The sequence below is a fragment of the Citrifermentans bremense genome (assembly GCF_014218275.1).
Classification (GTDB): Bacteria; Desulfobacterota; Desulfuromonadia; order Geobacterales; family Geobacteraceae; genus Geomonas; species Geomonas pelophila.
Genome location: NZ_AP023213.1, coordinates 1,610,984 through 1,634,241 on the forward strand (window position 1 = coordinate 1,610,984; position 23,258 = coordinate 1,634,241).

At 62.9% G+C, this 23,258-nt stretch carries 23 protein-coding genes; 15 read left to right on the forward strand and 8 right to left on the reverse strand.

Features of this window, described 5'->3' with window-relative positions; all coding sequences use genetic code 11:
- Positions 1-15: 15 nt before the first annotated feature.
- The 15 genes from GEOBRER4_RS07050 (at position 16) to rtcA (ending at position 15,557) form a co-directional block, all read left to right on the forward strand.
- Positions 16-861: a 3-hydroxybutyryl-CoA dehydrogenase gene (locus GEOBRER4_RS07050; protein WP_185244806.1), complete on the forward strand. Its 846-nt coding sequence runs from the start codon at positions 16-18 to the stop codon at positions 859-861.
- Between the two features lie 21 nt (positions 862-882).
- Positions 883-1,665 (forward strand): enoyl-CoA hydratase/isomerase family protein, encoded by a 783-nt coding sequence (locus GEOBRER4_RS07055; RefSeq protein ID WP_185244807.1) that lies wholly within the window; start codon positions 883-885, stop codon positions 1,663-1,665.
- A gap of 49 nt (positions 1,666-1,714) precedes the next feature.
- The gene (locus GEOBRER4_RS07060) at positions 1,715-2,854 is read left to right on the forward strand and encodes an acyl-CoA dehydrogenase (RefSeq protein ID WP_085813233.1); all 1,140 of its coding nucleotides are present in this window, start codon (positions 1,715-1,717) and stop codon (positions 2,852-2,854) included.
- Positions 2,855-2,998: 144 nt separating this feature from the next.
- Positions 2,999-5,170: a (Fe-S)-binding protein gene (locus GEOBRER4_RS07065; RefSeq protein WP_185244808.1), complete on the forward strand. Its 2,172-nt coding sequence runs from the start codon at positions 2,999-3,001 to the stop codon at positions 5,168-5,170.
- Positions 5,171-5,229: 59 nt separating this feature from the next.
- A complete protein-coding gene (locus tag GEOBRER4_RS07070; protein ID WP_185244809.1) occupies positions 5,230-6,012 on the forward strand; it encodes an electron transfer flavoprotein subunit beta/FixA family protein in 783 nt (260 codons plus the stop codon).
- Between the two features lie 13 nt (positions 6,013-6,025).
- The gene (locus GEOBRER4_RS07075; protein WP_185244810.1) at positions 6,026-6,943 is read left to right on the forward strand and encodes an electron transfer flavoprotein subunit alpha/FixB family protein; all 918 of its coding nucleotides are present in this window, start codon (positions 6,026-6,028) and stop codon (positions 6,941-6,943) included.
- Positions 6,940-7,470 (forward strand): cob(I)yrinic acid a,c-diamide adenosyltransferase, encoded by a 531-nt coding sequence (gene cobO, locus GEOBRER4_RS07080; RefSeq protein WP_185244811.1) that lies wholly within the window; start codon positions 6,940-6,942, stop codon positions 7,468-7,470. The genes GEOBRER4_RS07075 and cobO overlap by 4 nt, the downstream gene beginning before the upstream one ends.
- 30 nt (positions 7,471-7,500) lie before the next feature.
- Positions 7,501-8,658, forward strand: a complete 1,158-nt coding sequence (locus tag GEOBRER4_RS07085) for an acyl-CoA dehydrogenase family protein (protein WP_185244812.1) — start codon at positions 7,501-7,503, stop codon at positions 8,656-8,658.
- 67 nt (positions 8,659-8,725) lie between these two features.
- Positions 8,726-9,688 carry a CoA transferase subunit A gene (locus GEOBRER4_RS07090; protein WP_185244813.1) on the forward strand — a complete coding sequence of 321 codons (963 nt, stop codon included), beginning with the start codon at positions 8,726-8,728 and terminating at the stop codon, positions 9,686-9,688.
- A gap of 1 nt (position 9,689) precedes the next feature.
- On the forward strand, positions 9,690-10,514 hold the full coding sequence (locus GEOBRER4_RS07095; RefSeq protein WP_185244814.1) for a CoA-transferase subunit beta: 825 nt from the start codon (positions 9,690-9,692) through the stop codon (positions 10,512-10,514).
- A 2-nt stretch (positions 10,515-10,516) separates the two neighbouring features.
- Positions 10,517-10,972, forward strand: coding sequence for a DUF2889 domain-containing protein (locus GEOBRER4_RS07100; protein ID WP_085813225.1), 456 nt, complete (start codon positions 10,517-10,519; stop codon positions 10,970-10,972).
- A 263-nt stretch (positions 10,973-11,235) separates the two neighbouring features.
- Positions 11,236-11,529: a hypothetical protein gene (locus tag GEOBRER4_RS07105; RefSeq protein ID WP_185244815.1), complete on the forward strand. Its 294-nt coding sequence runs from the start codon at positions 11,236-11,238 to the stop codon at positions 11,527-11,529.
- A gap of 145 nt (positions 11,530-11,674) precedes the next feature.
- Positions 11,675-13,246, forward strand: coding sequence for a putative bifunctional diguanylate cyclase/phosphodiesterase (locus GEOBRER4_RS07110; RefSeq protein ID WP_185244816.1), 1,572 nt, complete (start codon positions 11,675-11,677; stop codon positions 13,244-13,246).
- Positions 13,247-13,315: 69 nt separating this feature from the next.
- Positions 13,316-14,488, forward strand: coding sequence for a 6-phosphofructokinase (locus GEOBRER4_RS07115; protein ID WP_185244817.1), 1,173 nt, complete (start codon positions 13,316-13,318; stop codon positions 14,486-14,488).
- A gap of 19 nt (positions 14,489-14,507) precedes the next feature.
- Positions 14,508-15,557, forward strand: a complete 1,050-nt coding sequence (gene rtcA / locus GEOBRER4_RS07120) for an RNA 3'-terminal phosphate cyclase (RefSeq protein ID WP_185244818.1) — start codon at positions 14,508-14,510, stop codon at positions 15,555-15,557.
- A gap of 99 nt (positions 15,558-15,656) precedes the next feature.
- On the opposite strand, the gene GEOBRER4_RS07125 is transcribed toward rtcA, so the two are convergent.
- From GEOBRER4_RS07125 to GEOBRER4_RS07160, 8 genes are all read right to left on the reverse strand, one after another.
- The gene (locus tag GEOBRER4_RS07125) at positions 15,657-17,828 is read right to left on the reverse strand and encodes a methyl-accepting chemotaxis protein (protein WP_185244819.1); all 2,172 of its coding nucleotides are present in this window, start codon (positions 17,826-17,828) and stop codon (positions 15,657-15,659) included.
- A 283-nt stretch (positions 17,829-18,111) separates the two neighbouring features.
- Positions 18,112-18,570 (reverse strand): NUDIX domain-containing protein, encoded by a 459-nt coding sequence (locus tag GEOBRER4_RS07130; RefSeq protein ID WP_185244820.1) that lies wholly within the window; start codon positions 18,568-18,570, stop codon positions 18,112-18,114.
- A gap of 1 nt (position 18,571) precedes the next feature.
- Positions 18,572-19,189, reverse strand: a complete 618-nt coding sequence (locus GEOBRER4_RS07135; RefSeq protein WP_085813218.1) for a trimeric intracellular cation channel family protein — start codon at positions 19,187-19,189, stop codon at positions 18,572-18,574.
- 119 nt (positions 19,190-19,308) lie between these two features.
- On the reverse strand, positions 19,309-20,982 hold the full coding sequence (gene hflX, locus GEOBRER4_RS07140; RefSeq protein WP_185244821.1) for a GTPase HflX: 1,674 nt from the start codon (positions 20,980-20,982) through the stop codon (positions 19,309-19,311).
- A 45-nt stretch (positions 20,983-21,027) separates the two neighbouring features.
- Positions 21,028-21,798, reverse strand: a complete 771-nt coding sequence (locus GEOBRER4_RS07145) for an enoyl-ACP reductase FabI (protein ID WP_185244822.1) — start codon at positions 21,796-21,798, stop codon at positions 21,028-21,030.
- A gap of 245 nt (positions 21,799-22,043) precedes the next feature.
- Positions 22,044-22,286, reverse strand: coding sequence for a hypothetical protein (locus tag GEOBRER4_RS07150; RefSeq protein ID WP_185244823.1), 243 nt, complete (start codon positions 22,284-22,286; stop codon positions 22,044-22,046).
- A gap of 10 nt (positions 22,287-22,296) precedes the next feature.
- On the reverse strand, positions 22,297-22,554 hold the full coding sequence (locus GEOBRER4_RS07155; RefSeq protein ID WP_185244824.1) for a TIGR03905 family TSCPD domain-containing protein: 258 nt from the start codon (positions 22,552-22,554) through the stop codon (positions 22,297-22,299).
- 193 nt (positions 22,555-22,747) lie between these two features.
- Positions 22,748-23,257 (reverse strand): YkgJ family cysteine cluster protein, encoded by a 510-nt coding sequence (locus tag GEOBRER4_RS07160; RefSeq protein WP_185244825.1) that lies wholly within the window; start codon positions 23,255-23,257, stop codon positions 22,748-22,750.
- Position 23,258: the final 1 nt, after the last annotated feature.

Genomic DNA, 23,258 nt, shown 5'->3' on the forward strand with positions numbered 1-23,258 from the left:
TCTGGGGAGGCTTACATGTTCAAGACAGTCGGTGTTTTAGGAGCAGGGCAGATGGGGAGTGGAATCGCCCACGTCTTCGCGCAGCACGCTTACCAGGTCCTGGTCTACGACATCTCCGAGGTGCAACTTTCGAAGGCGCTCAAGTCGATCGAGCAGAACCTGGAGCGGCAGGCGAAGAAGGGGGTCATCTTCGACACCAGCATCCAGGGGATCATGGCCCGCATTACGGTCACCAAGGATCTGAAGGAGTTCTCCGGCTGCGACCTCGTCATCGAAGCGGCAACGGAGAACGAGGCGCTCAAGTTCGACCTTTTCCGAAAGCTCGACGAGGTGGTCAAGAAGGAGGCCATCCTCGCCTCCAATACCTCCTCCATCTCCATCACCCGCATCGCCGCGGTAACGAAGAGGCCGGAGCAGGTGATCGGGATGCACTTCATGAACCCCGTGCCGGTGATGCAGCTCGTCGAGGTGATCCGCGGCATCGCCACCAGCGACGAGACCTTCGAGGCGATAGGTCACCTGGTAGGCCTTTTGAACAAGCAGATGGCCGTATCCCAGGACTACCCGGGCTTCATCGTCAACCGGGTGCTGATCCCGATGATCAACGAGGCCGTCTTCGCCTTGTACGAAGGGATAGCTACCGCCGAGGATATCGACAAGGGGATGAAACTCGGTACCAACCAGCCGATGGGGCCCCTGCAGTTGGCCGACTTCATCGGCCTCGACACGGTGCTCGCCATCTGCAACGTGCTGCACGACGGCTTCAAGGACCCCAAGTACCGCCCCTGTCCGCTCCTGGTGAAGATGGTCGACGCCGGCTACCTCGGCAAGAAGTCCGGCAAGGGCTTTTACAACTATTAGCAGCTCTTTGGGGGAGATCTCATGGACGCGAAGAATATCCAGTGTGAAATCAGCGAAGGGGTGGCTGTGGTGACGGTGAACCGGCCGGAAAGCCTCAACGCCTTGAACAGCGCGGTGCTGGCCGAGTTGGAATGCACCCTGTACGGGATCGAGCAGGACAGTACCGTCAAGGCTGTCGTCCTCACCGGCGCAGGCGAGAAAGCGTTCGTCGCCGGTGCCGACATCAAAGAGATGGCGGATATGACCTCCTTCGAGGGGCACCGGTTCGCCCAAAAGGGGCAGCGGTTGATCCTCTTCATCGAGAAGATGAGCAAGCCGGTCATCGCGGCTGTGAACGGCTACGCGCTGGGAGGGGGGCTGGAACTGGCCCTTGCCTGCGACGTCATCTACGCCTCGGAAAACGCCAAGTTCGGCTTTCCCGAGGTGACCCTGGGGATCATCCCCGGCTTTGGCGGCACGCAGAACCTGGCCCGGCTAATCGGCCCGAACCGCGCCAAGGAACTGGTTTTCAGCGGCAGGATCATTCCGGCGGCCAAGGGGCTTGACTGGGGCATCGCGAACGAAGTTGTCCCGCTTTCAGAGCTGAAGGAGAAGGCCTTAGGCCTCGCCCGGGAGATGGCGAAAAACGGCGCAATCGCCGTGGGTTACGCCAAGGACGCCATCGTCAACGGGTTGAACATGACCAAGGAGGACGGCTTCCGCTACGAAAGCTCCCTCTTCGGCGTCCTCTTCGCCACCGAGGACCAGAAGGAGGGGATGGGGGCGTTCGTGGAGAAGCGCAAGGCGAAGTTCCAGGGGAAATGACCGGACCGGTGCCAGGGACAGACAACGATTTTTTTCCAAGGGGGATGATATGAACTTTGAATTGAGCCAGGACCACAAGGTGCTGAAGGATTCCGTTCGCGATTTCGTGGTCAACGAGATCAAGCCGCTCGCCATGCAGATCGACGAAGAGCACATGATTCCCGACTCCCTGGTGCAGAAGATGGGCGAGATGGGTTTCCTCGGCTCCTACTTCCCAGAGGAGTACGGCGGCGCCGGGCTGGACATGCTCTCCTACGCCATCGTGGTCGAGGAGGTCTCGAAAGCCTGCGGCTCCAGCGGCGTCCTCATCTCGGCCCACACCTCCCTTGCCTGCGGCCCGATTTACACCTTCGGCACCGAGGAGCAGAAGAAAAAATGGCTCCCGGACCTGAACACCGGCAAGGTCATCGGCTGCTTCCTCTTGACCGAGCCTGACGCGGGCAGCGATGCCGGGGCCATCTCCACCACCTACAGACGCGACGGCGATCATTTCGTGATCAACGGTTCCAAGATCTTCATCACCAACGGCGGTTACAGGGGGACCGGCGTCCTCTTCGCCACCTCCGATAAGAGCCTGAAGCACAAGGGTGTCTCCGCCTTCATCATCGACCTGCAGTCCCCGGGGGTCGAGATCCTCAAGAACGAGAAGAAGCTCGGGATCCGCGGCAGCTACACCACCGCCTTCGCCCTCGACAGCGTGCGCATCCCGGTGGAGAACCTCCTGGGTCAGGAAGGGCAGGGTTTCAAGATCGCCATGGACACCCTGAACGGCGGCCGTATCGGGATCGCCTCGCAAGCCTTGGGGATCGCGGAAGGTGCCTTCGACCTGGCGCTCGCTTACTCCAAGGAGAGAAAGCAGTTCGGCCACCCCATCTGCGAGCTGCAGGCGATCCAGTTCAAGCTGGCCGACATGTACGCGAAGATCGAGACCAGCAAGCTCATGACCTACAAGGCGGCCTGCCTGAAGGACAGCAAGAAGAACTACACCATGGAGTCCGCCATGTGTAAGATGCTCGCCTCTGAGGCGGCCACCTTCGTCACCAAGGAGGCGATCCAGATCCACGGCGGCTACGGCTTCATCGTCGATTACGAGGTGGAGCGGATGTACCGCGACGCGAAGATCACCGAAATCTACGAGGGGACCAACGAGGTTCAGCGCGTGGTGATCTCGAAGATGCTCTTGTCGTAACTCATCACCCCGGCAAGGTCCTCCCTTGAGGCCGGGGGAGGAGCGCAGCGCAGACTAGATACGGAAATGGGGGAGCATCGTCAGGCTACCGCCTGGAAGGGTGGCGCTGCCGCAGGGCAGTCAATAAACGCGCAGGAGTCGACCATGGAAGCTACCAGGGAAATTTATTGGAATGTCGGACACGGGGTCGTGCTCCCCATGTACCTGCTGACGCTGGTCGCCGTCGCCGCCTGCTGTTACGGCATCTACCAGCGGGTCGAGGTGTACCGCCAGGGGAAGGAACTGAACCGGCTCGACGCCTTGGGGGAACGGATCCCCTTCCTGCTCAGGAACCTGTTCGGCCAGGCGAAGGTAGTGCGCGTCGGGGGACCGGGGCTCCCCCACGGCCTCTTCTTCTGGGGCTTCGTCACCCTCTTCATCGGGACGCTGCTGGTGATGCTCCAGGCCGACCTGACCCAGCCTCTATTCAACCTGGTGATACTCAAGGGGACCTTCTACAAGCTCTATTCCCTGGTGCTCGACCTGGCCGGCGCAGCCGCTTTCCTCATGCTTTTGGGCTTGATGCTGCGCCGCTTCGTCTACCGGCCGGAGGGACTCAAGATCACCCGCGACGATTACCTGATGCACGGCCTGTTGACCGCGATCATCTGCACCGGCTTTTTCGCCGAAGGTGCGCGCATAGCCGCCACCGAACTGCGGATGAACCCTGAACTGGCACGCTGGTCCCCCATCGGGATGTTCGTGGCGAACCAGTTCTCGGCGCAGGACGACGTCTCCCTCAGGCAGCTGCACACGCTCTGGTGGTGGGGGCATTTCCTCCTAGTCCTCGGCTTAATCGTCTCCATCCCCTGGAGCAAATTCCGCCACCTGATCACCACGCCGGCCAACTACCTCTTCACCGACCTGCGCCCAAAGGGAAGTATCGCCACCATCAACCTGGAGGAGGAGGGGGTGGAGCAGTTCGGCGTCGAGAAGGTGTCGGAGTTCTCCTGGAAGGACATCTTCGATGCCGACGCCTGCACCTCCTGCAAGAGGTGCCAGGACCGCTGTCCCGCCCACAACACGGAGAAGCCGCTCTCGCCGATGAAGGTGGTGCAGCAGGTAGGCGAGCTCGCTTTCGGCAACCCCGACAAGAGCCTGATCGAGACCGTCGGCAACGACGCGCTCTGGTCCTGCACCACTTGCCGCGCCTGCCAGGAGATCTGCCCGGCTGATGTGGAGCACGTGAACAAGATCATCGAGATGCGCCGCAACCTGGTGCTCATGCAGGGGGAGTTCCCCGGCGAGGAGGTCATGGTCGCCGTCAACAACGTCGAGGTGAACGGCAACCCCTTCGGTCTGGCCTACGCCGGCCGAGGTGACTGGACCGAGGGGCTGGAGGTGCAGATCCTGTCGGAGGGAGCGGCCGAGGTGGACGTCCTCTACTTCGTCGGCTGCTACGCCTCCTTCGACAAGCGCAACCAGGAGGTCGCCAAAAGCTTCGTGAAGATCTGCAACGCGGCGGGGATACGGGTGGGGATCCTCGGCAAGGAGGAGAAGTGCTGCGGCGAGCCGGTCAGAAAGCTCGGCAATGAGTACCTCTACCAGATGATGGCTCAGGAGAACATCGAGCTGATCAACGGTTATGGCATCAAGCAGATCGTCACCACCTGCCCGCATTGCATGAACACTCTGGGGCGGGACTACCGGGACCTGGGGCTGGATGCTGAAGTGGAGCACTACACCGTCTTCATCGACCGGCTGCTCAAGGAGGGGACCCTCGTCATCGACGAGCGGCAGTTCGACTACACCTACCACGATTCCTGCTACCTCGGGCGCTACCAGGACATCATCCAGCAGCCGCGCGATGTACTGCACGCCGCCGGCGGGCGTATCAACGAGATGAAGAAGTCGGAAAAGGAAAGCTTTTGCTGCGGCGCAGGCGGCGGCAGGATCCTCGCCGAGGAGAAACTGGGGAACAGGATCAACGTGAAGAGGGTGCACATGGCGGAGGCGACCGGGGCGCCGGTCCTGGTATCCAACTGCCCCTTCTGCCTCACCATGTTCGAAGACGGCATCAAGACCGGGGAGTGCGAAGGGAAGCTGAAGGCGCGGGATCTGGCCGAGATCGTCGTCGAGAGGTTGCAGCCGGCCGCCGACCTCTGCGCGGTGCTTGACACCTTCCTCCCCACCCCTGCAGTCATCCCCCAGGTCACGGAGACTTCCGCAGCAGGCGGCGAACCGGCGGCAGGCACGGAAACGGTCCTGGCAGACACAGAAAACGCAGGGGAAGAACCCACGGAGATCGCGGCAGTAAACGGCAAGGACGCTGCCTGAGCGGGACCCATGCGCGGCGGCAATGACGCAGCTACCAAAGAGTGAACAAGGAGGAAACCATGAAGATACTGGTATGCATCAAGCAGGTTCCGGACATGGAATCGCGGTTCAAGCTCAACAGCGAAGGTACCTGGTACGACGAGGCCGACCTCGCTTTCCGGATGAACGAGTACGACGAGTACGCGGTGGAGCAGGCAGTCCAGTTGAAGGAGCGGTTGGCGGGGGAGCCGGAGATAACGGTGCTTTCCTTAGGTCCGGACCGCGTGGTAGAGGCGCTGAAGAAGGCGCTGGCGATGGGGGCTGACCGGGCGGTTCACGTGAAGGACGACAAGTACTACCAGAAGGATCCCTGGCAGGTCGCTTCCGTCATAGCTGGGCACGCGGCGGGGCAGGGGTATGACCTCGTCTTTACCGGGATGCAGTCCCAGGACCGCGGCTCCGCGCAGGTTGGGGTCACAGTCGCCGAGTTGCTCGGTTTTGGCTGCGCTACCACCTTGGTCGGTTTTGCCTACGAAGCGGGCGTCATCACGGCGAAACGCGAACTGGAAGGAGGGAGCAAGGGGGTGGTGAAGCTGAAGCTCCCCGCGCTGGTCACCTGTCAGCTGGGGCTCAACACACCCCGGTACCCGACGCTTCCCAACATCATGAAGGCTAAGAAGAAGGAGATCCTGGTCCAGCCGGTCTCGGAGCTCTTGAAGGAAGCCGAGGTCACCGGGACCGGCGGCATGTACCCTCCAGCGAAGAGGGGGGGCGGCATCGTCATCGAGGGAGAGGTGAACGATCAGCTCGACAAGCTGATGGGGATTCTCAAGGAAAAGACCACCGTGCTGCGTGCGGCCTGAAAGGAGAATAGCTATGAAAGCGTTGCTTATTGCGGAATACAGGCAGGGGAAACTGCTGGACACAACATATGAACTGCAGGCCTTTGCCGGGCTTTTAGGCGCGGAGAGCGCCATGGTGCTGGTGGGAAGTCCCGCCGATCTCCCGAAGTTTTCCGGAAAGCTTTACCTTGCCGACGTTGCCAAGTACGGCGAGTACAACCCCGACCTGCACAAGAAGGTGGTGCTGGAGGCGGTCGCCAAGGAGAACCCCGACTACATCGTCTTCGTGCACTCGTCCTACGGCTGGGACCTTGCGCCCCGCGTGGCCGCCGCCCTCAGGGTGGGCCAGGTGTCCGAGGTGGTGGGGCTTCCCGACGGGAAGTTCGAAGTGACCTGCTGCAACGCCAAGCTGCGCAGGACCGTCGCCCCCAAGAGCGCCAGGACGGTGATCACCATCCAGGCCGGCGCCTTTTCCCCGCAGGGTGAGCCGCAGGGCGCGCCCCAGGTTGAGGTGATCGACGTGGCGGACCCCGCCGGGAAGACCGAGTTCGTAGGGTACGAGGCCGCGGAGCAAAAGGACGTCGACCTCACCAGGGCCGAGATCATCGTCAGCGCCGGGCGCGGGGTGGGGAAGAAGGAGAACGTCCAGGTGATCGCGCAGCTGGCCAAGGCGCTCGGCGGGGAACTGGGCGCGAGCCGTCCCGTGGTCGACGCAGGGTGGGCCCCCCACAGCCACCAGGTCGGTACCACGGGCCAGACCGTCAGCCCCAAGCTCTACGTCGCCTGCGGCATCAGCGGCGCGATACAGCACCTGGCTGGGATGAAAAAGGCGGATTTCGTTGTCGCCATCAACAAGGACAAGGATGCGCCTATAGGCGAGATAGCAGACGTGCTGATCGTGGCCGATGTGATGCAGTTCGTCCCGGCGATGACGGCAAGGTGCGCCAGATGAGCCTGACGGAAGGGAAGGTACAGGTCTACACCGGCAACGGCAAGGGAAAGACCACCGCGGCCCTGGGGCTCGCGCTCCGTGCGGTGGGGCGGGGGCTCAAGGTCTGCATGGTCCAGTTCATCAAGGGGGGAGGGGAGTACGGCGAGCACCTTGCCGCCGAGCGGCTGGCGCCTCTTCTGACCATCCACCAGACCGGGCGGGACTGCTGGATCTACAAGGACCGGCTGGACCCGCAGGACGTCGCCATCGCCCGCGGAACGCTGAACCTCGCACGAGAGACCCTGACCGGCGGACAGTACGACCTGGTCATCCTCGACGAGATCAACGGTGCGGCCTGGTTCGGCCTGATCACGGTCGAGGACATCCTCTCCCTGATCAAGCAAAGGCCTGAGCAGGTGGAACTGGTGCTGACCGGGCGCAGCGCCGACCCCAGGGTCATCGAGGCCGCGGACCTGGTCACGGAGATGGTCGAGGTGAAACACTATTACCAGGCAGGGGTGCCGGCCCGGACCGGAATCGAGAAGTGAGTCGGCGTAAACCGTGATGCGGAGGCAGAGATGTTTCTCGAATTAAACGAAGAGCAGAAGCTGATCCAGGAGACCGCGCGCGAGTTCGCCAAGGCGGAGCTGGAGCCGCTGGCGGCGAGGCTGGACCGCGAGGACGACCGCCCAGCGTTCCTCGCCAACCTTAAGAAGCTCGCGGAACTGGGCTTCATGGGACTGAACGTCTCCGCCGAGTACGGCGGATCGGAAGCCGGTGTGGTCGCCTTCAGCGTGGCCATGACCGAGATAGCCAGGGCCTGCGCCTCCACGGCGGTCACCGTATCCGTCAACAACATGGTCTGCGAGGTGATCCAGGCGGTCGGCTCGGCCGAGCAGAAGAAGAAGTACATCCCGCGCATCTGTTCGGGAGAGTACGCCGCAGGTGCCTTCGCCCTGACCGAAACCGGTGCGGGTTCCGATCCGGCCGGCATGACGACCTGCGCGGTGGCGGAAGGTGACGAGTGGGTGCTGAACGGCTCCAAGATCTTCATCACCAGCGCCCCCTATGCCGGCGTCTTCGTGGTCTGGGCGGTCACCGACCGGGAGGCCCCCAAGGGAAAGGGGATCAGCTGTTTCCTGGTGGAGCAGGGGGCGCCCGGGCTCGTCATCGGTAAGCAGGAGGAGAAGACGGGGCAGCATGCCTCCGCCACCTGCGAGGTCATCTTCGACAACTGCAGGATTCCCAGGGACGCCCTGATGGGGAAGCTGAACGACGGTTTCCGCATCGCGGTCGGCGAGCTCGCCGGCGGTAGGATCGGCATAGGGTCGCTGGGGCTCGGGGTCGGTCTTGCCGCGATGGACTTCGCCACCAGGTACGCGAGCGAAAGGGTGCAGTTCGGCCAGAAGATCACCAATTTCCAGGCGATCCAGTGGATGGTCGCCGAGGCGTACACCGAGCTTGAGGCGGCGCGCCTGTTGCTGATGCAGGCGGCGTACAGAAAGGACGCCGGCAAATCCTTCGCGAAGGAAGCCTCCATGGCCAAGATGTACGCCACCGAGGCCGCGAACCGGGCCTGTTACAGCGCGGTGCAGATGCTAGGCGGCTACGGCTACACCCGCGACTTCCCCGTCGAGCGTTATGCCCGTGACGCCCGCATCACCGCGATCTACGAAGGGACCAACGAGATCCAGCGGGTCATCATCGCCAGGGAGATATTGCGCAACTTCAATTGAAGCGTCGGACAGGTCGGGCAGGTCGGACTGCTCGGAGTGACAGTGTGAAGAAAACAGGAGGGTGTCTATGACTGGCAAGCGCATCACGTTGCAGCAGGCCGCGGAGATCATCAAGGACGGTTCCAGCCTCACCTTTTCCGGCTTCACCATCTGGCGCCGTCCCTTCGCGCTGGTGTTCGAACTGATCCGCCAGGGGCGCAAGGGGCTGCACCTGATCGAGGTGAACGGCGGCCCCCAGACGGAGTTCCTTGTCGGTGCGGGATGCGTCGACATCTGGGAGTCGTGCTGGGTGGGGCACGAGCTCTACGGCAAGTACGGCGCCAACCTCTCCAGGAAAGTGGGCAACAAGGAGATCATCGTCGAGGACTACAGCCACGCGGAGATGATGTTCCGCTTCGCCGCCGCGGCTTCCGGCGCCCCCTACGCGGCGACCCAGACCTCGCTCGGGACCGATCTGCACAACCCCGAGTACGACATGCTGGGACGCGCAGGCCTGCGGGACGGCGAGAGGATCCCGAAACACAAGTACGTCTTCACCGAGGACCCCTTCTACGGCGCCGGAAAACAGGTGCTGGTCCCCGCTGCCAAGGTCGACGTCGCAGTCATGTGCGTGCAGCAGGTGGGGGAGGAGGGGACGGTGCGGGTGAACGGCCAGTTTTACTCCGACCCGGAAGCGGCCCGCGCCGCCGACATCACCATCGTCATGGCGGAGGAGATCGTTCCCGAGGAGTACCTGCGCCGGGAGAGCGACCGCAACACCATAGCGAGCTTCGAGGTCGATTACATCCTCGAATGCCCCTTCGGCGCCCACCCCACCGGGATGTTCGGGCGCTACGACGTGGACGGAGCCTTTCTCAAGGATTTCTACGGCCGGACCCGGACCCAGGAAGGGTTCGACGACTTCGCCAAAGAATGGATCCACGGTCAGGACCACCATAGCTACCTGGAAAAACTGGGCTGGCCGCGCATGCTGAACCTCAAGGCCAACACCGCTCTCAACTACAGCACCGGCGTGAAAAGGGGGCAATGACATGGAACGAAATTACGCAACTCCCGAAGAATACGGCCTCCCCGACCTTCTCTGCTGCGCCGCCTCCAGGGAGGTGAAGGATAACGAAATCGTCTTCGCCGGCACTGGCCTTCCGATGGTGGCGATCATGCTGGCCCAGAAAACCCACGCGCCCAACCTGAAGCTGATCTTCGAGGCGGGGACGCTGGACGGGCGCCCCCCGCAGATCCCCACCTCGGTCGGCGACGCGCGCTGCGAGATGGGGGCCTCCCGCTCCTCGGGGCTCCACGACGCCTTCAGCGTGGCCCAAAGGGGATACGTCGACCTCGGTTTCCTGGGCGGGGCGGAGGTGGACGAGTACGGCAACGTGAACACCACCTGCATCGGCAACTACCTGGAACCCGAGCTCCGCCTCACCGGTTCCGGGGGCAACCCGGACATCAACTCCTTCGCCCGGCGCACCGTCTTCATCATGGTGCACGAGAAACGCCGCTTCACCGAGCAGGTGAGCTACATAACCAGCCCCGGCTGGAAGGTGAAGAAGTGGCCCGAAGGCACCTTGGTCCACAGAAAGGAACTCTACGGCTCGGCCTACCGTGGCGGCCCCTCGGCAGTCATCAGCACGGCGGGCGTTTTCCGCTTCGACGACGAAACCGGCCGCATCTACCTCGACACCTGCCACCGGGGGAACACCCCCGAGCAGATCCGCGAGATGTGTCAATTTGATCTTGACATCTCGCGGGTTAGCGGCGAAACTCTGCCCCCGACCCGGGAGGAGCTGCACTTCATCCACAGTGTGCTCGACCCGGAGCAGATTTTCATTCCCAAGGTGAAGCAGAAAGGGTAGCAATGGTTGATTTGAACCCGATGGAGGATTTCCAAAGGGATATCTCCTACCGTTTGTTGAAGCAGGATGACGGCACCGCGAAGCTGACGGCGCTTCTAAAAGACAGGTTTCATGACGTGGTGGCCGAAGTCGTGGTCGACGTGGCCACTTTGAAGATACTTTCGGCCAAAGCCGATTTCCACCGCTCCCCCACCTCCGACTGCGGCAACGTCTCGGCCCGGATGCAGGGGCTGGTGGGGTTCGTCATCGGCAAGGGGCTGCAGCGCAAGCTCACTGAGGTGCTGGGGGGAAGAGAAGGGTGCGGCAACATGCGCAACCTTTTGCTCGGGCTGCTTCCGCTAGCCCTCAACCTCAAAGCCGCGGCGGGAATAAGCAACGAGCAGGAGATGATGGACGCGATCCACGACAAGCTGATCGGTACCTGCGCCGGCTATCTTTCCCCCCGCGAGAAGAACTGACTCATCTCGGGTTTACTCGCCCACCGAGCGTTGCACGAGACCTCGCGTTCCCCTCTTTGCGATGTTTCATTGAAGAATTTCGTGGCACCTGGGATATTTGCCACCAACAACTGCCCTAGAACTAACGTTCCCCCCTTTGCGACGGGCCTGCGCACCGTAGCGCTTCGGTCCGCGAAGGCGGGAGGGGGGACAGTGGGGATTTGCCTCGGCGAACCAGCTGAATATCTCCTTTGCATGGGGGAAGTTAAAACAGGAGACGGAACATGACCTGGTACCTTTTGACTCTCAACGCTGAGGATGTTGCCGCCGGGAAGATCGCCCCGATAAAGGACGCCTTCACCGCGGCATTCCGCGCCGCAGGCGGGCCGCGCGCCATGGCCCTGTTCCAGAAGGTAAACGACGTGGGGGGCGTGGAGCTCTTTTTCACCCCTGATTGCGGCAACTTCGCTTCGGACTTCCTGACTGAAATTGGGGCAACACCTTGCCCGGGGCCGGCGCTGGCCGGCCTGGAACTCCTGGTCGGGCATAACGAAATCACCTATTACCTGACCACCTGAGCCCGTCTTTAACCTCGCTTCGCAATGGAGGGCGGTGCCTTCGCCGCCTCCGGCTCCCTTTATTCCCATCCCCCCGCTGCAACTCTTTTTCCATCCTTGCGCTATACTAGGACGGTGTTTTTTTCCCGAAAGCGAGGAGAGAACCATGGGGTGCGGCGTAATACGCAGACTTTTCAGCTGGATAGGCGGGTTTTCTCCCGCCGCCATCAGTTCAATTTTCGCCTTCAGCAGCTCCTGCTGGGTTCTTCTCGCCCACCTGCTCCTGCGAAGCTTATTCGCGGACCGGGAACTCACCTATCTCGCCCTGGTCGTCCTCGACCTCTTCGGGGTCGCCACCATGGCCGTCATCGTCTACCTGTTGAGCGACAAGAGCGAGGCAAGGCACCGTGCCATCGAGCTGAGCATACGGGAGCAGTCCATCCGCGACGGGCTCACCGGGCTCTACAACCGGCAGGCTTTCGACGATTTCCTGACGCAGTCCATCGAATACGCCAAGCGGCGTTGTGAGTCGGTGGCGCTTTTGTTTCTCGACCTGGATCGGTTCAAATTCGTCAACGACAGGCGGGGGCATTTCGTCGGCGACGCGGTTCTCGTCGAGACGGCGCGCCGGCTCACCGAATGCGCCAAGCGGGGCGAGGACCTGGTGGCACGGGTAGGCGGGGACGAGTTCGCCATGCTGCTGCGCCACCCCGACATGCCGGACGGCCCTGGAGTGGTTGCGAGGCGGGTGCTGGAGGCGTTGTCTGCGCCGGTTCAGGTGGATAGCGAAACGCTCAGGACCAGCATCAGCATCGGCATCGCCATGTACCCTTCCGACGCCGACGATCCCATGCAGCTCTTCAAGATGGCCGACTTCGCCCTGAACCAGGCGAAGCAGCAGGGACGCTCCACTTTCTGCTTCTACGGGGGAGAATGGCGGGAAGAACGCGACCACACCCTGCAACTGGAACAGGGGCTCCTGCGGGCAATCAACTACGACGAGCTGTTCCTGGTTTACCAGCCCAAGCTCGATACCTCGAACATGCGGGTCATCGGGGTGGAGGCGCTGGTGCGCTGGAACCACCCGCACCTGGGGGTGCTCGCGCCGACCAGCTTCGTCCCCATCGCGGAGAAGGCGGGGCTCATCTGGCCGCTCACCGAATGGGTGCTGAGGACAGCCTGTTCCCAGGCAGCCCGCTGGTACCGCAACGAGGGGCTGGACCTGAACGTCGCAGTAAACCTGTCCCCGTCCGTTTTCTCCCACCAGGACCTGGAAGAGGTGATCGAGAAGTCGCTGAACGACAGCGACCTCCCCCCGGACCGGCTCACCCTCGAGATCACGGAACAGTCGCTGATGATCTACGAAGCGGAGGCGCTGGCGGTGCTGGAGCGCCTGCAGCGGATGGGGACCAACATCCAGATCGACGACTTCGGCACCGGCTACTCCTCGCTTTCATCCTTGAAGCAGTACCACTTCCAGGCGCTCAAGATAGACAAGTCCTTCGTCAGCGACGTCGTCACCTCTTCGGACGACGCCGCCATCGCCACCACCATCATGTTCATGTCCAAATGCCTCGACATGGATGCCATCGCCGAAGGTGTTGAATCCGAAGCCCAAAAGGACTTCCTCGCCTCCATCGACTGCCGCTACATGCAGGGCTTTTATTTCTCCCGCCCCCTGGCCGCCTCAGAAATGGCCGATTTCATACGGCGCCTTCCCGACGACAAGAAAGCTTGAAATGCAGCACTGCATCGCTATAATGGTGAACGTTCTTTAATCTCAATGATCATTAGAAAGGAGTCCGCCATGGGTGACAGGCAAAAGACGGTGGGGGTGTTGACTGGCGGGGGGGACGTGCCTGGGCTGAACCCTGCGCTGAAAACCTTGGTGACCCGCGCCGCCGAGAACGGCTACCGGGTGCTCGGCATCCGGCGCGGCTGGGGCGGGCTCCTCACCTACAACCGCGACGACCCGCACTCGGGCGAAAACACACTGATGCCCCTGGACCGGCACTCGGTTCGCACCGTGGACCGCACCGGCGGCACCTTCCTGCACACAAGCCGCACCAACCCGGGGAAGGTGGCAACCGCCGACGTCCCTGAGTTCCTGCGCGGCCCGGACTTCGACCCTTTGGCCCCGGGGCACCACGATTTCACTCAGCACGTTCTCGCCAATCTGGAGCACCTGGGGGTCGATTCCTTGATCGCCATCGGCGGTGACGACACCTTGAGCTACGCCGAACGCCTGTTCCGGGAAGGGGTCTCGGTGGTCGCCATCCCGAAGACCATGGACAACGACGTTTTCGGCACCGACTATTGCATCGGCTTTTCCACGGCCGTCACCCGCAGCGTCAACTTCATCCACAATCTGAGGACCAGCGCCGGCTCGCATGAGAGGATCGCGGTGGTCGAACTGTTCGGGCGCAACTCGGGGGAGACCTCCCTTATCTCCGCATATCTTGCCGGCGTCGATCGCGCCCTCATCTCCGAGGTTCCCTTCGATGTGGAGAGGCTTGCCCTTTTGCTCCAGGAAGACAAGAGGTCCAACCGCAGCAACTACGCCATGGTGACCGTGTCCGAAGGTGCCTCGATGATCGGCGGGCAGACCGTCGAGTACGGCCAGGAGGATGCCTACGGCCACAAGAAGCTGGGAGGGATCGGCGTCGTCGTGAGCGAGGCGGTGAAGGGGCTCACCGGCTCCCACATCATCTACCAGCAGCTCTCCTACCTGATGCGCAGCGGCGCCCCCGACTCGCTGGACCTCATGGTCGCCTACAACTACGCCAACATGACCATGGACCTGATCTCCGAGGGGATGTCGGGACGCATGGTCTCCCTACAGGGAGGGACCTACCGGCACATCCCGATCAGCACCATCATGCAGGGGGAGAAGCGGGTGGACGTGGCCGAGCTGTACGACCTCGAGGAGTACCGTCCCAAGGTGCGTCACGTGCTCGGCAAACCGATGTTCCTGTATTAATTCCACCCAGGCAGGCACTATGATAGAGATCGACGGCAGCGTCGGTGAGGGGGGAGGGCAAGTGCTGCGCAGCGCGCTCAGCCTCTCCTGCCTCACCGGCCAGGGTTTCAGGATCCACAGCATCCGCAAGAACAGGTCCAAGCCGGGGCTTATGCGCCAGCACCTGATGGCGGTGCAGGCCGCGGCCAGCATCTCTTCCGCTGAGCTTATCGGCGACCGGATCGGCTCAGGGGAGATCAGCTTCGTCCCCCGCGCCGTCAGGGGTGGCGACTACAGCTTCGATATCGGCACCGCGGGGTCAGCATCCCTCGTGCTGCAGACCGTCATCCCTGCGCTGCTTTCCGCAGGCCGCAAAAGCAGCGTCACCGTCACCGGCGGCACCCACGTCCCGTTCAGTCCCTGCTGGAACTACCTCTCCGAAATCTTCTGGCCTGCCGTAACCCGCCTGGGGGTAAAAGGCGGGCTCGACCTGGAGGCTTACGGCTTCTACCCGAAAGGGGGAGGGAGGGTCCGCTGCCGTCTCCATCCGCTTTCGCGTCCTTCCCCCCTGTCCCTCACCGACCGCGGCCGGCTTTTGCGCATCACCGGCTGCTCGGCGGTCGGCAACCTCCCCCTCTCCATAGCTGAAAGGCAGCGGTGCTCGGCGCTCGCTGTCTTGCGGCAGGAACTGGGAAGCGAGCTTCCCATCGACCTGGAGGCGCGGGAGGTGCGGGTCTACGGGCAGGGGACCTTCATCTTCCTGAAGGGCCATTACGAGCTCGCCGACGCGGGGTTCGCATCCCTGGGCGCCCGCGGGAAGCCTGCGGAGCTTGTCGGGGAGGAGGCGGCGCGCGAGCTCCTGGAACACCATGGAACCGGGATGCCGGTGGACCCGCACCTGGCGGACCAACTGGTGCTTTACCTGGCGCGGGCCCAACAAGGATCGCGGTTCGCGACCTCGCGCATCACCTCCCATCTTGCGACCAACCTTCTGGTGGCGGGGTATTTCCTGGAACTGGAAACGAAACTTGGGGGTGCAGAGGGCGCTCCGGGGGAGGTGCGCATCTTGCCTGGAGGGAACCCGGCATGACGAAAGGGATGAGCTGAAGACTGGCGCGCAAACGATGAAGGCGGCCCAAGTGGGGCCGCCTTCGTCTGTTCCGGGTTATTTATTTCTTGCCTGCCGCAGCTAGTAGCGCTCGAACCCGACCTCCATCAGCTCGGTGTCACACATGTTTATGTGGAGCCCGGCGCCGGTGGTTAGGGGAGCGCTCCCCGCCTTGGTCATCTTCTTAGGCTGGGCCTGCTGCTTGTGCGCCTTCTTCCCCTGGGGCCTCATCTGGGCGCTGGTGGCGTTGATCTTGAAGAAAGCGACCGTCCCCTGCAACTGCTCTGCCTGGGAGGCGAGCTCCTCCGCCGTCGAGGCCATCTCCTCGGAGGCCGAGGCGTTTTGCTGGATCACCTGGTCCAACTGCTGAATCGCCCTGTTGATCTGTTCCGCCCCTGTGTCCTGCTCCTTGCAGGCGGCCGAGATCTCCTGCACCAGCTCGGCGGTCTTCTGGATGTCAGGGACCAGCTTCATCAGCAGCTCGCCCGCGTGCTCCGCCACTTCCACCGAGGTGAGGGAGAGGTCGCCGATCTCGCCCGCCGCCTTCTGGCTTCGCTCTGCGAGCTTGCGCACCTCGGAGGCGACAACCGCGAATCCCTTGCCGTGTTCCCCGGCCCGGGCCGCTTCGATGGCGGCGTTCAAGGCCAGAAGGTTCGTCTGCCGCGCTATCTCCTCGATGATGGAGGTCTTCGAGGCGATCTCCTTCATGGCGTTCACAGTCTTGGCGACGGCGTTGCCGCTTTCGCCGGCGTCGTCCGCCGACTTTGTCGCTATCTTCTCCGTCTCCACCGAGTTGTCGGCGTTCTGGCGGATGTTCGCCGTCATCTGCTCCATGGAGGAGCTTGCCTCTTCCGCTGCCGCCGCCTGTTCGCTCGCCCCTTGCGACATCTGCTCCGAGGTGGAGCTCAGCTCCTGGCTCCCGCTGGTGACGTTGTCCGCTGCCGACTTGACGTCCGCCACCACCTTGGTCAGGTTATGCACCATGGTGGCGAGCGCCTGCATCAGCCCGTCGTTTGCCGAGCGCTGCTTCACCTCCAGCATGAGGTTCCCTTCCGCGATCTCCTTGGCGAGGTGGGTGGCGTTGTTGTTGGCCTCGATCAGGAGGTTGATGTTGTTCTTGATGTCGTTGAAGTCCCCCTGGTAGACGTCGGTGATCTTCTCGGGGATGTCACCCTTGGAGATGCGGTCGACGTACTCGGCGGTCATGTTGATGGGTTGAACGAACGCGTCTATCAGCCGGTTCAGCCCGGTCAGCAATTCGCCCCAGGCCCCCTGGTAGGCTGCGGCGTTGCCGCGCACCTCCAGCTTCCCTTCCTGGATCCCCTTGATCAGGACGTTCATCTCTTCGGTCATCTTCCCGATGGTGGCGATCATCGCCGTCAGGTTCTTCCCCATGAGATCCCGGTCGGACTTGGGAGTGACCTGCACCGAGAGGTCTCCATGCGCCACCATTTCAGCTGCGAGGGAGGCCTCCTTGATGTTGTCGGCCATGTTCTTGAACGACCTTGACAGCATGGCGATCTCGTCTTGCCCGTCGGTTGCGATCTGGACGTCGACATCCCCCAGGGCGAGCTTGTCGGCGCACCCGGCCAGCGCGTTGACCGGCCTGGTAATGCTGCGGGTGGTGAAGAAGGCGGTGACGGCGCCGATGATGAGGGCGATGACGGCCATCACCAGTGTGATGGTCATCGACCTGTTCGACACGGCGACCGCACCCTTGTAGCGCTCCTCGATCCCGGACTCCTGGTACTTCACCAGCTGGTCGAACGAGGCGAAGATGGCGGCGCAAAGCGGGGCGGCTTCCTTCTCGAACACCTCGGCGGCGCGGGCGGTGTTGTTGGCCATGGCCAACTCGATCACCTGGTTGTTAGCCTTTCGCGCGTTCTCGAGCGACTGCTTGGCGGCGGCGATCAGTTCTTTCCCCTTGTCCGTGGTCTCCAGCTTCTCCAGGTTGTCCATGGCGGCCTTGTACTTCGCCCTGGCCGCCTCGATCTTCTTCCCTTCCTCCTGCCTGGCCGTGTTGGTGGACTGGAGCATCATGTTCTGAATGGCGGAGACGATGGCATTCACCTCTTTCGAGGCTTCGTTCGCCTTCTGGATCTTGCCGTAGTCCTTCTCGACGATGGTGTCCATTCCACCATCGACCTTCATCATGCCGATGACGCCGATGGCGCTGATCGCAAGCAGAAACAGCAGAATCACTCCGAAACCTGCACCTAAGCGTTGCCCGATCTTCATGTCCTGAACTCTCATCACAATCCCTCCGATACATTTAATGGTACGGATTGGCGCGCGGACCGCGGAACTGCCTTAGAGGTTCGACGCCTTCTTGACCGTTCTGACACTAAAAAAGCACCTGGTGCCGATGGTGCTTTTCTTTCTTTATCGAACTGGTGTAGGAAAACTTGAAGTTTTTTTTCGTTATAGCCTACTGTCGATATGGCAGAGGGGGGAGCGGAGCGGCGTTTGTGTCGGCGGAAGGCGCGGTTATGAGAGTAGGGCAGTAGGAAATGGGGCTGCTATGACAGGTCCGGTTCTAGTGATGGACGAGCAGGCAGAGTTGGTCTATCAGCGGCACCTGCCCCTTCAGTATCTTGACCCTGGCGGCCCCGGGCTCGAACCAGCCGGCCCGGTCCACCTCTGGGAACTGAACCGTACGTCCCGAGCGAGGGGGCCACTCAAGGGAAAAGGTGTTGCTGCCGAGGGCGGACGGGTCGCAGTCACCGGCAAAGGCCCAGGCCTTCACCCGTTTTCCACCCGGCTGCCGGATCTCGGCGAGTTCCAGAAAATCCCCCTGCGCCACCAGCCCGGTCTCCTCGGTGAATTCACGCCGGGCCGCCTCGAGCGGGTCCTCGCCGGGGAGGTACTCCCCCTTCGGTATGGACCAGGCTCCCTCGTCCTTGCGGGCCCAGAAAGGCCCCCCGGGGTGCACCAGGAAAAGTTCCAGTCGCCCCTCTTTGAACCGGTACATGACGAGCCCGGCGCTTTGCTTCATCTCAAAGCGCCTGCCCGCGCGGCAACTGCCATCCCTTGATGATAGCCGCGCATCTGATCAGGATCACGGTGGCGGCGGAGACGGTGAGGTTCACCGTGTTGGGGAGTTCGGTGAAATGCAGGAAGTAGAAGAGGGCGCCGCCGACCACGCAGGCCGAGGCGTAGATCTCGCGCTGCAGGATGAGCGGGATCTGGTTGCTTAAAAGGTCGCGCACCAGCCCCCCGCAGGTGGCGGTCATAACCCCCATGATGATCGACCCCATGAGCCCCAGGTTGAACTGGAGCGCCTTCGAGGTGCCGATGACCAGGAAGGTCCCAAGCCCCAGGGCGTCCAATAGCAGCATGGCCCGGTTCATCCTCTCGAAGCTCCTGGGGGTGAGAAAGACGACAACGGAGGCGGTCACGGCCAGGTAGAGGTAGAGCTCGTTCTTGAAGCAAAAAGGCGGGGTGTCGTTCAAAAGGACGTCGCGGATCACGCCGCCGCCGGTCGCGGTGACGATGCCAAGGACGATGACCCCCAATAGGTCCATGCCGCGGCGCACTCCCGCAAGCGCTCCCGAGGCGGCGAAGGCGACCGTACCGAGGAGGTCCAGCGCGTAGATGATGGCTTGGTTGTTCATTTGCTATGGTTCCTGTCTGTGGGGATCTGTCTTCGGAGGGACTGCCGTTGAAGGCCCCCCGCGGCAGCAGGGGGGATCGCGCCAGGAAGCGGAAGGGGGGGCGCCTTTCTCTACGTTGGCTACTCCTCGAACTCGTCGTGGTGTTGTCCCGGCGCCTGGTAGTCCTCGACGTCGTGCCAGAAACGTTGCTGCAGCTCCTTTAAAAGGGGCTCCAGGCTCTTGCGGTCGCCGGCGCTGATGGTGATGGCGCCGTACCTGCGGCCTACCTGGCGCACCTTCATGAACGCGAGTGGGTCCCCCTTCTTGAGTTCCGGGAGGAGGTCCGCCTTGTTGAAGACCAGAAGCTTCGGCTTCTGCGAGAGCTCCAGCTCAGCGAGGATTGCGTCCACCTGGACGATCTGCTCCTCGAAGCGTGGGTTGCTGCAGTCCACCAGGTGGATCAGGAGGTCCGCGTCTTTCAGCTCCTCGAGCGTCGCCTTGAACGCGCCAAGGAGCGACTTGGGGAGGCTGCGGATGAAGCCGACCGTGTCGGTGATGATCACCTCGCGGTCCATGGGGAAGCGGAGCCGGCGCGAGGAGGTGTCGAGAGTGGCGAAAAGGAGGTCCTCGGTGAACACCTCGCTACGGGTGAGCGTGTTCAAGAGCGTCGACTTCCCGGCGTTGGTGTAGCCTACGATGGAGATGATGGGGATCCCGGCCTTCACCCTCTTCTGGCGGCGCTGGTAGCGGCCGTTGGAGAGCTCCTTCAGCTCCCGCTCCAGATGGGCGATGCGGTCCCTGATGCGCCTGCGGTCGACCTCGAGCTTGGTCTCGCCCGGCCCGCGCCCGCCGATCCCCCCCATGAGCCGCGACATCTGCACGCCGCGGCCGATCAGCCTGGGGAGAAGGTACTTGAGCTGGGCGAGCTCCACCTGCACCTTGCCGTCCTGGCTCGTGGCGCGCCTAGCGAAGATGTCCAGGATCAGCTGGCTGCGGTCGATGACCTTCAGTTCGGTGAGCTCCGAGATGGAGCGGACCTGGGCCGGGGAGAGCTCCTGGTCGAAGACCAGCATGGTGGCGCCGAACTGCAGCGCCTTGATCAGCACCTCGCGGATCTTCCCCTCCCCCAGGAGGTAGCGGGGGTTGAACTCCTTGGGGCGCTGGATCACGGTGTCGAGGACACCGACCCCGGCGGTTCTGGCGAGCTCCTTCAGTTCCTCCATGGAGTCGACCGCCTCTTCCATCGGTCGCTGGGTCACCGAGATGAGGATGCCGCGCTCCTGCCCCGTGGCGACCAGCGTCCCTTCCTTGAGGCCGCGCTCCAGGGTCTGCTCCAGGGTCTCGACGAAGGAGCGGAAGTCGAGGTCGAACTTGGCGAAGGGTATAGAGGGCTCCACCTGGTAGGGGAGGTGGTGCCCCTCGGGGGGAACCAGCGCCGCCGTCTGGATAGAGAATCGGTCCGGGTTCTGGGTAAGCTGCAGGGCCGCGACCATGTCGAGGCGCAAGAGCGAGAGGTCGGTCAGGTCGTCGTCGGAGAGGGGCTCCCCTTTCAGGTGGGTGTGCACCAGGCGGATGCCGCGCAAAAGCCTGCGCCCAAGCGGGTAATCCTCCAGGTGCGGGATCATCAGGGCGCGCTCGTCGCCGACGACGACGTAGGCGATCTCCCCGATGCGGCTCACCAGGATGCCCAGCTGGCGCCTGATCTCCAGGGAGATGTCGGAGAGCTCCCGGGCCAGTTCCAGCGAGATCACCTCGCCCGGTTTCACACGGCGGCGGTACAGCCTTTCGAGCCGCTTTACCTGGCTCGACTTCAACCCTGTCAGATTACCGTGCAGTCCTTTGATGGCGCGCCTCCTGTCCTAAAGGCCGATGATGTTGTAGCCGCTGTCGACGAAGTGGATCTCCCCGGTGACCCCTGCGGCGAGAGGGCCGGCGAGGTAGAGCGCCGAGTTGGCGACGTCCTCCTGGGTGATGTTGCGCCTAAGCGGCGCCTTGCCGGCCACGTGGCCGGCGATCTGGCCGAAGCCGCCGATGCCGGCCGAGGCGAGGGTGCGCAGGGGGCCGGCGGAGATGGCGTTGACCCGGGTCCCTTCAGGGCCCATGGCCTCGGCCAAGTAGCGCACGCTGGCCTCCAGCGCTGCCTTGGCGACACCCATGACGTTGTAGTTGGGGAAAACCTTCTGCGCGCCGTAGTAGGTCATGGCGATGATGCTCCCCCCCCGCCCTTGCATGAGCGGCGCGGCCTCCTTGGCCAGCGCGATCAGGGAGTAGGCGCTGATGTCGAGCGCCGTGGCGAAACCCTCGCGCGTGGTGTTCAGGAAGGAGCCCTTCAACTCGTCCTTATTGGCGAAGGCCACCGAGTGCACCAGGATGTCCAGCCCGCCCCACTGCTTCGCCACGTCGGCGAAAAGCCTTGCTATGTCCTCGTCGCTTCTCACGTCGCAGGGGAGAAACATGCTGGCCCCGATGCTCTCGCCCAGGGGGATGACCCTTTTGGCGACGCTCTCTCCGGCGTAGGCGAGGGCGATTTCGGCACCCTCGCGTCTGAAAGCCTCGGCTACCGCCCAGGCGATGCTTTTGTCGTTGGCAACGCCGAAAATCAGCGCCTTTTTCCCTTCAAGTAAACCCATGCGTCTTCTCTCCCGGCCTGTGTCGTCGCATTAGGAATGGTTACTCCGCGACCGACGTACAGCGGCACATAATAATGAAAAAAATTAGAGTTGGCAAGGACTATGGCGGGTTTGCGCCCTTGCCGGGAGGCGTTTGGCGGCGGCCGGACCGGGTTCGCGGTCACGCTTCTGTCCGGGGCTTGGGGCAATCGCCGCTTGCGCCGCAACCCCGCCCTGGGCCGCTGGCGCGGCCGGTCCACGGTGCGCTACGGCTCCGGGGTGGCTGGGGGATGCTGGTGGTGTTGCGGCTCTGTCGCTTCGACCCTACGGGAGAGTGCCAGGGTCTGCTCGATCGCCACGAGCCGCTTCTCCATCTCCTCCAGAAGGACCAGGGAGCGGTCCACTTTCCCCTTGATGCTGAGGACCAGGAAGGGGACCAGGAACCAGATCACCACCAGGAAAAACCCGAGGATGGACATCATCATCATGAAGCCGCCGAAGATTTCCATGTTCGCCCCTTTACGATGGGATGTTGCCGGTCTGTGCCTGCTCCAGTGCCCGGGCCAGCTGATCGGGACAGGAGGTGTCCCCCTGGCAGGCGATTCCCTTGAGCCTCTTGACCGCCTCGCTCACCTCCATGCCGCGTACCAGCGCGGCGACCGCCTGGGTGTTGCCGGCGCAGCCGTCCACGAACGTGGTCTCCACGATCACGCCGTTGTCGATCTCTATCTCGATGCGGGAGGCGCAGCTCCCTGAAGTCTGGTAGCTGATTTTCATCTGCGTGTAGAGCTCCTTTTTGAAATGTGATGCACCGGCGCCGGCGGCGTCTCTCGCCTCTGTCCAACTCCCTTAACTCGTCTATCCCCCCTCTCACTCTGGGAGAGGGCCGGGGTGAGGGTCGGGTTGAGGGGCGGAGGCGGCGTCGTCCGCGCCGCTGAAGTGGGCGGTATATCGCGAAGCGGGGAAAAAGTCAATCGGCGAGGGCCAGGGCACTGGCCATGGTGAGCCGCTCGGGACCTGGAAACTGCTGCAGGTACAGGGCGTTGATGGCGGCGAGCATGGTGTTGAGCCGCTCGAGGTCGATGATGGCGCTGCCGGGGATGCTGGAAAGGCCCTTGAAGTTCTCGGGGCAGAAGTCGATGCTTTTCTCCCCTTCGCGGGTAAGCATGAGCGGCAGGCCGTGGGTGCGGCAGATCACGGGGCGCGCCTCGTAGAGCAGGCAGAGCCCCTCGTGGAGCAGTGGGCAGCGGCCGGAGGGGGCGGTTGCGGCCAGTCGGCGGATGCGGTCGGCTTCCTCGGGGGGGCGGCTTTTCAGCGCCGCCCTGAGTGCCGCGGCCTCCACAGCGAATACAGAGAGGTGCCGGCAGCAGGCGTCGCATCCGGCGCGGCAGGAGATGTCCCCTGCGAACTGCTGCACCGTCCGGGCGCAGAGTTCGTCGATGCGCTCCAAAAGGGCGCGGTAGTTTTCCAGTCCCGGCATG

What these genes read in the sequence shown, in the direction of transcription:
- GEOBRER4_RS07050 (WP_185244806.1), top strand. Translation starts at nt 16, where the DNA reads ATGTTCAAGACAGTCGGTGTTTTAGGAGCAGGGCAGATGGGGAGTGGA.
- GEOBRER4_RS07055 (WP_185244807.1), top strand. Translation starts at nt 883, where the DNA reads ATGGACGCGAAGAATATCCAGTGTGAAATCAGCGAAGGGGTGGCTGTG.
- GEOBRER4_RS07060 (WP_085813233.1), top strand. Translation starts at nt 1,715, where the DNA reads ATGAACTTTGAATTGAGCCAGGACCACAAGGTGCTGAAGGATTCCGTT.
- GEOBRER4_RS07065 (WP_185244808.1), top strand. Translation starts at nt 2,999, where the DNA reads ATGGAAGCTACCAGGGAAATTTATTGGAATGTCGGACACGGGGTCGTG.
- GEOBRER4_RS07070 (WP_185244809.1), top strand. Translation starts at nt 5,230, where the DNA reads ATGAAGATACTGGTATGCATCAAGCAGGTTCCGGACATGGAATCGCGG.
- GEOBRER4_RS07075 (WP_185244810.1), top strand. Translation starts at nt 6,026, where the DNA reads ATGAAAGCGTTGCTTATTGCGGAATACAGGCAGGGGAAACTGCTGGAC.
- cobO (WP_185244811.1), top strand. Translation starts at nt 6,940, where the DNA reads ATGAGCCTGACGGAAGGGAAGGTACAGGTCTACACCGGCAACGGCAAG.
- GEOBRER4_RS07085 (WP_185244812.1), top strand. Translation starts at nt 7,501, where the DNA reads ATGTTTCTCGAATTAAACGAAGAGCAGAAGCTGATCCAGGAGACCGCG.
- GEOBRER4_RS07090 (WP_185244813.1), top strand. Translation starts at nt 8,726, where the DNA reads ATGACTGGCAAGCGCATCACGTTGCAGCAGGCCGCGGAGATCATCAAG.
- GEOBRER4_RS07095 (WP_185244814.1), top strand. Translation starts at nt 9,690, where the DNA reads ATGGAACGAAATTACGCAACTCCCGAAGAATACGGCCTCCCCGACCTT.
- GEOBRER4_RS07100 (WP_085813225.1), top strand. Translation starts at nt 10,517, where the DNA reads ATGGTTGATTTGAACCCGATGGAGGATTTCCAAAGGGATATCTCCTAC.
- GEOBRER4_RS07105 (WP_185244815.1), top strand. Translation starts at nt 11,236, where the DNA reads ATGACCTGGTACCTTTTGACTCTCAACGCTGAGGATGTTGCCGCCGGG.
- GEOBRER4_RS07110 (WP_185244816.1), top strand. Translation starts at nt 11,675, where the DNA reads ATGGGGTGCGGCGTAATACGCAGACTTTTCAGCTGGATAGGCGGGTTT.
- GEOBRER4_RS07115 (WP_185244817.1), top strand. Translation starts at nt 13,316, where the DNA reads ATGGGTGACAGGCAAAAGACGGTGGGGGTGTTGACTGGCGGGGGGGAC.
- rtcA (WP_185244818.1), top strand. Translation starts at nt 14,508, where the DNA reads ATGATAGAGATCGACGGCAGCGTCGGTGAGGGGGGAGGGCAAGTGCTG.
- GEOBRER4_RS07125 (WP_185244819.1), bottom strand. Translation starts at nt 17,828, where the DNA reads ATGAGAGTTCAGGACATGAAGATCGGGCAACGCTTAGGTGCAGGTTTC.
- GEOBRER4_RS07130 (WP_185244820.1), bottom strand. Translation starts at nt 18,570, where the DNA reads ATGAAGCAAAGCGCCGGGCTCGTCATGTACCGGTTCAAAGAGGGGCGA.
- GEOBRER4_RS07135 (WP_085813218.1), bottom strand. Translation starts at nt 19,189, where the DNA reads ATGAACAACCAAGCCATCATCTACGCGCTGGACCTCCTCGGTACGGTC.
- GEOBRER4_RS07145 (WP_185244822.1), bottom strand. Translation starts at nt 21,798, where the DNA reads ATGGGTTTACTTGAAGGGAAAAAGGCGCTGATTTTCGGCGTTGCCAAC.
- GEOBRER4_RS07150 (WP_185244823.1), bottom strand. Translation starts at nt 22,286, where the DNA reads ATGGAAATCTTCGGCGGCTTCATGATGATGATGTCCATCCTCGGGTTT.
- GEOBRER4_RS07155 (WP_185244824.1), bottom strand. Translation starts at nt 22,554, where the DNA reads ATGAAAATCAGCTACCAGACTTCAGGGAGCTGCGCCTCCCGCATCGAG.
- GEOBRER4_RS07160 (WP_185244825.1), bottom strand. Translation starts at nt 23,257, where the DNA reads ATGCCGGGACTGGAAAACTACCGCGCCCTTTTGGAGCGCATCGACGAA.